Raw genomic sequence first — 7,433 nt, forward strand, 5'->3', positions numbered from 1 at the left:
ATACCAACGAACAGCCCAAAGAATGATTTCACCTTGAAAGTGCCGACCGTGGAAGGGATTCATCTGCTGTATCTCGAAATAAATAAGATATTTAGCTTATCATGTCAGCCTATTTGCAACAGTGCCGTTCTATGCACTGGATTTTTCTATCTGGGGCTTACAGTTCAAATTTCGAATAAGAGATTTTATGTTAAATAGGTTCGATTAAGCAGATCGTCTTCTAATTTTGAACATTGCTCATCATCAATGACTCCGGTAATACTTTGTAGCCACAACCCATCTGCTGCTAAACGAAGTAACTCTAAATCAGGATGACTATCCGTTTCTGCATGTTGAGATAATCTATTTTTTAGCCATTCCATCCAAATTTTATTAAAGGTAGGCTCTGTGATCATAGTCATTGATAACGCTGACCAAGCAGAAACCACCCCATCTATTTGATGGATAAAAGAACTATGAATATAAGCTCGTGTGAATTTACCATATTCTGTTGGATCGCGTTTAATCAAGTATTCAACTGTTTGATCTAAATCAAGAATTATTTGATTGAACATTTCTTCTATCAAATTTTTTTTATTCGGGAAATGGTGAAATACCCCCCCTTTTGTTATACCTACTGCTGTAGCAATATTTTGAATAGAAACACCAGAAATACCCTTTTGAGAAACAAGAATAGTTGCCTGTTCAAGGATGCGCTTTCGAATAACCTCTGGTTGCTTCTTTTGTTGCCGAATTTCTTTCACTTAATGACCTGCTGATTGCGAAAATAAATTAATAATTATTACGCCAGATACGATAAAACCAATTCCAATTAAAGCAGGATTATCTAGTGTCTGTTTAAAAACAAAGTAGCCAACTACAGCAGTTAGAACAATCCCAACACCAGCCCATATAGCGTATGCGATACCTAAAGGGATTGTTTTAATAACTTGTGATAATAAATAAAATGCCGTGCTAAAAAAAATAAAGACCATCACGCTTGGAAAAAGTTTTGTAAACCCTTCCGATTTAACTAAAAAACTACTTCCAATCACTTCGGAAACTATTGCAAATCCAAGTAATACATAAGCGAGTAACACACTGTTCATAAGTAATCATACCTAAAATACCAATCGGAAGGTATGTTAAATTTTCAAAAAAAAATTATCAATAATTATTTTAGATTTTCTAAAATTAACATAATACACGTTATACGAAATGCGTTATAATTCCACTTAGAAATCAATGCTGTAGTTTCTAGTTGATAGCCCACCTTCCCCAAGGTGGGCTTTTTTTGTGATTTTTCACGTTCCACGCTTACTTCTTGAGCAATGCTCCACGGTTTTAATAAGCCCAGGTGAACAATCAGATCAGCCATATGGCTTAAAGAAGCGGCTCCAGAAGCCTCTTTTTTCCGGTTCTGGGTCTACGTGTTCAGGAACAGGGATTCGCTTGTTTTCTTTTTCAACCGGAATAGTCAATCCATCATCTTTAGGTTTGGTTTCTAGTTTTGGATCTATCGCTATATCTGTTTCAGGTTGATGATTATTAGCTGTAGTGGCTTGGGATGGTTTCATTTCAATGAGGGTCAGGAGTGTGTCGATGCGAGAATTAGCTTTTGCTTCTCTATCTTCTGCCTTTTCTAGTTGTTTCTTTAGAAACTCAATCTGATTTTTGAGTTCTTCCACTGTTTTATCATTGTATTCAGGTGTATCTAGGTTTTGTATCGGAGACATGTCAATACGTTTTGGGTGTTTTCCACCAAAAGGCTCACCATAGACACGAAGTAATTCTGAGAAGTCGATAGAACCATCATGATCACGACTTAATACTCCGTTTTTTATATCTTTGTAGAGTGTGGCCCGAGATTTTTTATACAGTGTTGCAGCATCACTAACACTGTATTTTGTACTTGTTTTCATACTGTATTACTGTGTATTTAGGAGACGTATTAAAGAATACAACAAGTGTATTCTTTAATACACTCAAGGTTTAAAGCCTAATTGCTTAAGTAACCTAAAACACCATTTCTAAAATCCTCACTGGTAAAGGTTCTATCAACAAAACGCATATCTTCTTCTGTATTTATTAAATCTCTCAAAAAGCCGAGTTGATAATCCCATTCATGATCTAATTGTATAGAGCCACTAATTTCTGAACCGTCAGAAGTCTCAATTTGGATATGAGCTGAATAACCTTTAGTATTTTTTTTAGCACTTAATAAAGCAATTGCATCAATAAGCATTTCAAATTCCTTATATGACTATAGTTTAATTATTTAGTCTCAGATTTTAATTCTGGATCCTTCACTCACTGAGAGTTTAGTTGTTAACAGCATTGTTTTTAGTAGCTGACATAAATCCCACTTTTTCTAAGTATGGATACAGTTCTTTAGCACGATGTGGATCTTGCAGCATGTCAGCTATACGAATTGCAAATTGCGGAAAGCTTTCGGTGCCTTGGGAGTACTTACTCATCTCAGGTAATTGAGAGAGTTTATTAGCAAATAAATGTCGCTGAGCCTTAGTCATTTTTGAAACAAGATCTACGGTATTTGGATCTCGTGTCGAGTTTAAATTCTGCTCTGTTTGCTTGTTTTTAAATAAAAATGAAAAGCCGTAAATTGAACGTCCTTTTTTATGTTGTTCGTATTCAACAGTGATGTCAGTGTGTTCATTAAGCTGTTTAACTGAAATATCTAGTACTCGTTTTTTTAAATCAGAAATTATCGCGTAGTCTGTTTTATCAACTCCTAATTTTTCTCTAAAATCGGCTAATTCAAAAATTGGCGTTTTACCTGTACTTCGCCACGCTATTAAAAGCTCATATAAACGGATTGCATAAGCACTACTCAGATTACTAATTTGTTCTAGCTCATATTTAGTAAAATGTTCTTCTAATCTTGTAATTAATGGAACAATGGCTGGGGAAAAAATAAGTTTAACCACGGCTTCATTCTCTATATATCTGATTTCACTAACCCATCTAGATTTAATATGTTCTATGTTTTTAGAGTTTTTTTCTTGATAGCTAAACTGACGTAAGAACAGTGCATTACAAGCATTTTTCAATGTTGTATAAGCCGTATTTCTATGAACATTAAATTGATGTGCATAACTTTCAGCATGAACAACGAGTGGGTCGTTTGTATTGATACCTTTTCCACTTTCTCTAGCTTCAACAATAGCTAATAAGATTAGTCTTTGCTCTGCTAGATCTAGGTTGTAACTAGCATTGATTAAAGCATTATCTTTGACGACAGTATTTTTCATATCTTTATTTTGACGTGATCATTTGATGTCAATATATTGACACTATATTTTGATGTCAATGATTTTTTAGGTTATGCAAGATAAACGTCCATGTATAGCAAGATAAACGTCCATGTATATTAAAAATAATAGGTTATAAAATGTCTATTTAATATATTATCTAATCTATTATTTATAATAAAAACAATAATATATATAGATATTTTAAGATAATATCTTTGATATTATGTATTTAATATTTATTAAATATCTAATATATAATCGGAATTAATAAAAATTCATTAAATACAAACACTTATTGCAATTAGGTGGTTTATAATTCAACCTTAAAATTGACATTATAATATTTGTCAATATATGCAAGATAAACGTCCATGTATAGCAAGATAAACGTCCATGTATAGCAAGATAAACGTCCATGTATAGCAAGATAAACGTCCATGTATAAGCTCTGTAACCCTTTATTTTATAGGGCTACAGAGCATCTAAAAACATTAAAAGTATTTAAAAATAATTAAAAACGTGAATCATGAAAAATTGCCCTTGGTTTTCGCTTCGCTCAAACTCTATTGAATCTCGCTTTCGCTCGATTCGAGGGGCAATTTTTTGGTTAATATTTTCGTGAGTTTTAGAAAAAGCAAAAGCAACTCGGAATTCGCTTCGCTCATAGTACTTTTTTGCTCGCTTCGCTCGGTCTAGGCTCAATTTTCTACATATGATTTACGCCTTTTTTGACTTCACAGCCTAAAAAGCTGTTTTTCAGGGAGTCTAGGCACGACTTTTTGATGTTCGCTCGTAGACACTCGCTCTGATATAACGATTAGAGGCAAAAAATAGGGGGTAGACGCGTTTTTTCACTGATTATCAAGATTACCTATATCAAATAGAGAAAATGGCTTAAAACGCAAATCAGCGCAAAATGGAAAGCAGTTTATAGTCGTACTCAGGACTTTGATCTCAGTTATTTATGTGTGATGAGGGACACACAGATTTTTAATTTCGTTCAGCAGAATCGGCTGCGTCAGGATTTTTTAAGTGAGGTCCCCACTAACCGTTTTTAAAAAGTCGGATCAAAGACTTTGATTTGACTTGTTTTCTCAAGGTTCTTGGAATTTCTGGATCCGATGCCACTCGAATCTGATCTTCTAGGTCGATTTTTACAAATGTGGCTGGAGGGTTTAGACCGCCAAGTCTATGAAGTTGCCAAACTTCATCCTCAAACCACATTCTTCCAATTCTCTTACACACTCCAACTTAATGGCGTGTCCTTTCGTTACTCATTTCAACGCTCGCCTTTCACTCGAATTGAAATGCTTCCTTTGCCATTACAGCAAAGCCCTACTAAGTCACTCTCCCACAGTTCTGTTTTCGGAAGTTGCCTCCGATTGAATAAAGACCTCTTCAAATTAAAGAGAAATCTTTAAGCAATACGGCTTCGTCATTAAACAAAACTGCTTCCCAAGTTAGTATTAAAACAGTTGTTTTCAGTTGCCTGAAAACTGGCAGAACCCGTGCCGATCTCCTACATACAACACCTACATTCCTATCTCCCCCGATCGCAGTTCCAAGTCGTATCAGGTTTATACAATGCAATATGTAGTTAATAATCATCCACGTTCACGCCTTACCCATATCGACATACACAGCCTAAAAAGCACCATGTTGACGACCTTACAGGCTTGAGCTATCCATTGATCTCGACAGCAAAACAGAATGTCTTCCGACAAATTCACTGTTCTACCTAAAATCGAGTACCGATTGCGCCAGCTTTCGCCTTGCAACCCTGACACCTCACGATGCCCTCAAAAGCCCACCTGTGGGTATAACCTACGCCCTTGTCTTTATTTTTGTTTTTGACTTGAAGCGTCTGGTTATCAGCTATTCACGAGGTTACTCATTCCGTGAGTCCTCTGACTGTCTGTTTTAATACAGGGTTTTGGCCCTTTCAGCCTAGGAGGGAAGTTACTCCCACCGCCACGTCACCGTGATCCCGTGTCCTTGTCGCCCAACTGACCTCCACCTTGGGAGTGGAGGGTGTTCATTCATCAAAATGAGTGAACAGGTAGAAAGCGGGAGTCACACCCGCCAGCCCCTAGTGTAGCCGCGCCAGCTAGAGTTTCCTCACGCACGCAGCTTCACCACTAAAGCTTCTCAAAGACTGGCAATCCTCAAGAAGGGGGAGTGTGTCTGATTCATGGGTAGGCAACCCAGGAACCAAACAGAAAAGAATTGGCTCATGGATTGGCAGTCCACGCAAAAAATCAAAGACCCTAAAAGTTTTATATTTGATCAAGTTGCGGTCGTCAAGCCCATTTTGGGGAACTGCTATTTATAGAATCTCCGAAGGTGATTCGCAATCATGCTTAAAGTCTCAAAAATTGCATTTTTGAGACTTTAAGAATTTCTTATAGAATTTTTAATAAATATCTTTTATAAATCTCTTATAGAATCACTTTATTAAAATCACTTTAAGAGTAATAAAAAAATGATTTATTACAGCTATGTTCCTAAAGATTTTACAAAACATGTCATGGGAATGATGACGAACGAATATGATCTTGTTGCTAAGAAATTCATATTGAATATGAATACTGATGAAGCAAGCCGTATGATTTCAAAATGGATTGAGCGTTATCATTTACTGGAAACAGCCCAACAAACCTATCGAAGAAGATTGAACAGTGAGCCAGTTTTTAGCTTGCTGGTTCATTTCACTTATAGTTATTTACCAGGACTGAGTGAGAGTGAATGCTGGGAAAAATTTGATAAAAATGAACCTGCTTTTTTGGTGCAAGTAGAGGCTTACCTGTTTTGTCGAACCAGTGATGCTTTCTTATTGGATGAAAAAACTCAAAAAGTTTTGAGCAAAACAGACAAACAAGATTTATTGAAGATTAACCGTAAAATCTTTGAGATCTGTCCAAGTTCAGAGTCTTTTAGTTACATTGGTGAGGTTAATCCAATCAGCTGTGGTAGATATGAACTGGTACGTCTGACCAAGCCGAAGAAAAGCATTAAAGAGCTTCAAGCCAAGAATTGGACCAATGAAAAACATGTCACAGATTGGACCTGGCGTTTGACTGATAAAGCCTATAAGGAACAACTAGAACAAGGGAAAAGGGTCGTTTTGCGGTTTCAGAGCCTGATTGAAAAAAATGCCAGTCTGGATGAGAAGAAAGCCTATTTTGAACGCCATTTCCGGGCCTTGGAGGGCTATTTAGGCTACCGTGGGGTACGTCAGCAGATCGGAAATTTGTATCACCTAGAAAAACGCTTATTCAAGGATAAATATAATCAGCCCTGGTTTGATCATGGTGCCCGGACTTTAAAACTTTCATATATGAAAAAACTGAAAAGTTCGATTGTAAATAATTCATCATATCAAGAAGCAGAAGCTCATTTTAGGAGTGTATTAACGGAAGATCTCAACAAAAAATACGAAAAATGGAAGGCGAAGTCCAATAAAACCGAGGTATAGGATGTTTTTTAAATCAATCTCAATTAACAATGGTGATAACTCATGCAGAAATATCCTGATGATTATTATCTCAGCCGCCAAGAAATTGACGATTTGAGAGCTGAGGCTAAACACGCGGCAAAATATATGAAAGCTTTTTTCGATTTTAAGACCGAAGCTCGTTATTTATTTAGTGTGACATGGTCCGCCCAAGACGGGGAATTTATTGGACTCTGTGCCGAATTCCCGTCGCTATCCTGGCTAGATCCAGACCGTGATAAAGCACGCTCAGGCATTGAGAGACTTGTCTTTGATGTATTACAAGACATGAGTTCCACTGGAGAAGCCATACCTTAATATTTTTGGAAAAATGCCTGATTCCGCTGGATGTATTCATTCAGATTATTTGAATCTAAGCCGAATATTTGAAGTTTTTTATCGACATATTTAAAAAAGAAGCAGTAAACAATGTGCATTATCCCAAGTGCCAACGCTTCCATTTTGATAACCGGAAATAGAGCAGTCGTGTCCGTAACGAGAATTTCTAATGTGAAACGATTAAAAAAATAGATGAAAAAAGTCACCAGACTCAACAAAGGGCACTGTTGCAAATAGGCTGACATGATAAGCTAAATATCTTATTTATTTCGAGATACAGCAGATGAATCCCTTCCACGGTCGGCACTTTCAAGGTGAAATCATTCTTTGGGCTGTTCGTTGGTATT

Annotated in this window: 7 protein-coding genes; 2 read left to right on the plus strand and 5 right to left on the minus strand. The window is 36.5% G+C overall.

Annotated elements, in window-relative coordinates:
* Positions 1 to 185: 185 nt before the first annotated feature.
* The 5 genes from FTT76_RS17075 to repM form a co-directional block, all read right to left on the minus strand.
* Positions 186 to 743, minus strand: a complete 558-nt coding sequence (locus FTT76_RS17075) for a TetR/AcrR family transcriptional regulator (RefSeq protein ID WP_005146114.1) — start codon at positions 741 to 743, stop codon at positions 186 to 188.
* On the minus strand, positions 744 to 1,088 hold the full coding sequence (locus tag FTT76_RS17080; RefSeq protein ID WP_005146112.1) for an SMR family transporter: 345 nt from the start codon (positions 1,086 to 1,088) through the stop codon (positions 744 to 746).
* A 261-nt stretch (positions 1,089 to 1,349) separates the two neighbouring features.
* Positions 1,350 to 1,901: a plasmid replication DNA-binding protein gene (locus tag FTT76_RS17085; RefSeq protein ID WP_005404788.1), complete on the minus strand. Its 552-nt coding sequence runs from the start codon at positions 1,899 to 1,901 to the stop codon at positions 1,350 to 1,352.
* 77 nt (positions 1,902 to 1,978) lie between these two features.
* Positions 1,979 to 2,224, minus strand: coding sequence for a hypothetical protein (locus tag FTT76_RS17090; RefSeq protein ID WP_005404787.1), 246 nt, complete (start codon positions 2,222 to 2,224; stop codon positions 1,979 to 1,981).
* Between the two features lie 76 nt (positions 2,225 to 2,300).
* On the minus strand, positions 2,301 to 3,251 hold the full coding sequence (repM, locus tag FTT76_RS17095; protein ID WP_005404786.1) for a replication initiation protein RepM: 951 nt from the start codon (positions 3,249 to 3,251) through the stop codon (positions 2,301 to 2,303).
* A 2,485-nt stretch (positions 3,252 to 5,736) separates the two neighbouring features.
* On the opposite strand from repM, the gene FTT76_RS17100 reads away from it, so the two are divergent.
* Together FTT76_RS17100 and FTT76_RS17105 are read left to right on the plus strand one after the other, a co-directional pair.
* Positions 5,737 to 6,729: a hypothetical protein gene (locus tag FTT76_RS17100; RefSeq protein WP_227554861.1), complete on the plus strand. Its 993-nt coding sequence runs from the start codon at positions 5,737 to 5,739 to the stop codon at positions 6,727 to 6,729.
* A gap of 126 nt (positions 6,730 to 6,855) precedes the next feature.
* Positions 6,856 to 7,065 (plus strand): hypothetical protein, encoded by a 210-nt coding sequence (locus FTT76_RS17105; protein ID WP_005404800.1) that lies wholly within the window; start codon positions 6,856 to 6,858, stop codon positions 7,063 to 7,065.
* Positions 7,066 to 7,433: the final 368 nt, after the last annotated feature.

Source organism: Acinetobacter sp. YH01009 (genome assembly GCF_013420765.1).
Taxonomy (GTDB): domain Bacteria; phylum Pseudomonadota; class Gammaproteobacteria; order Pseudomonadales; family Moraxellaceae; genus Acinetobacter; species Acinetobacter amyesii.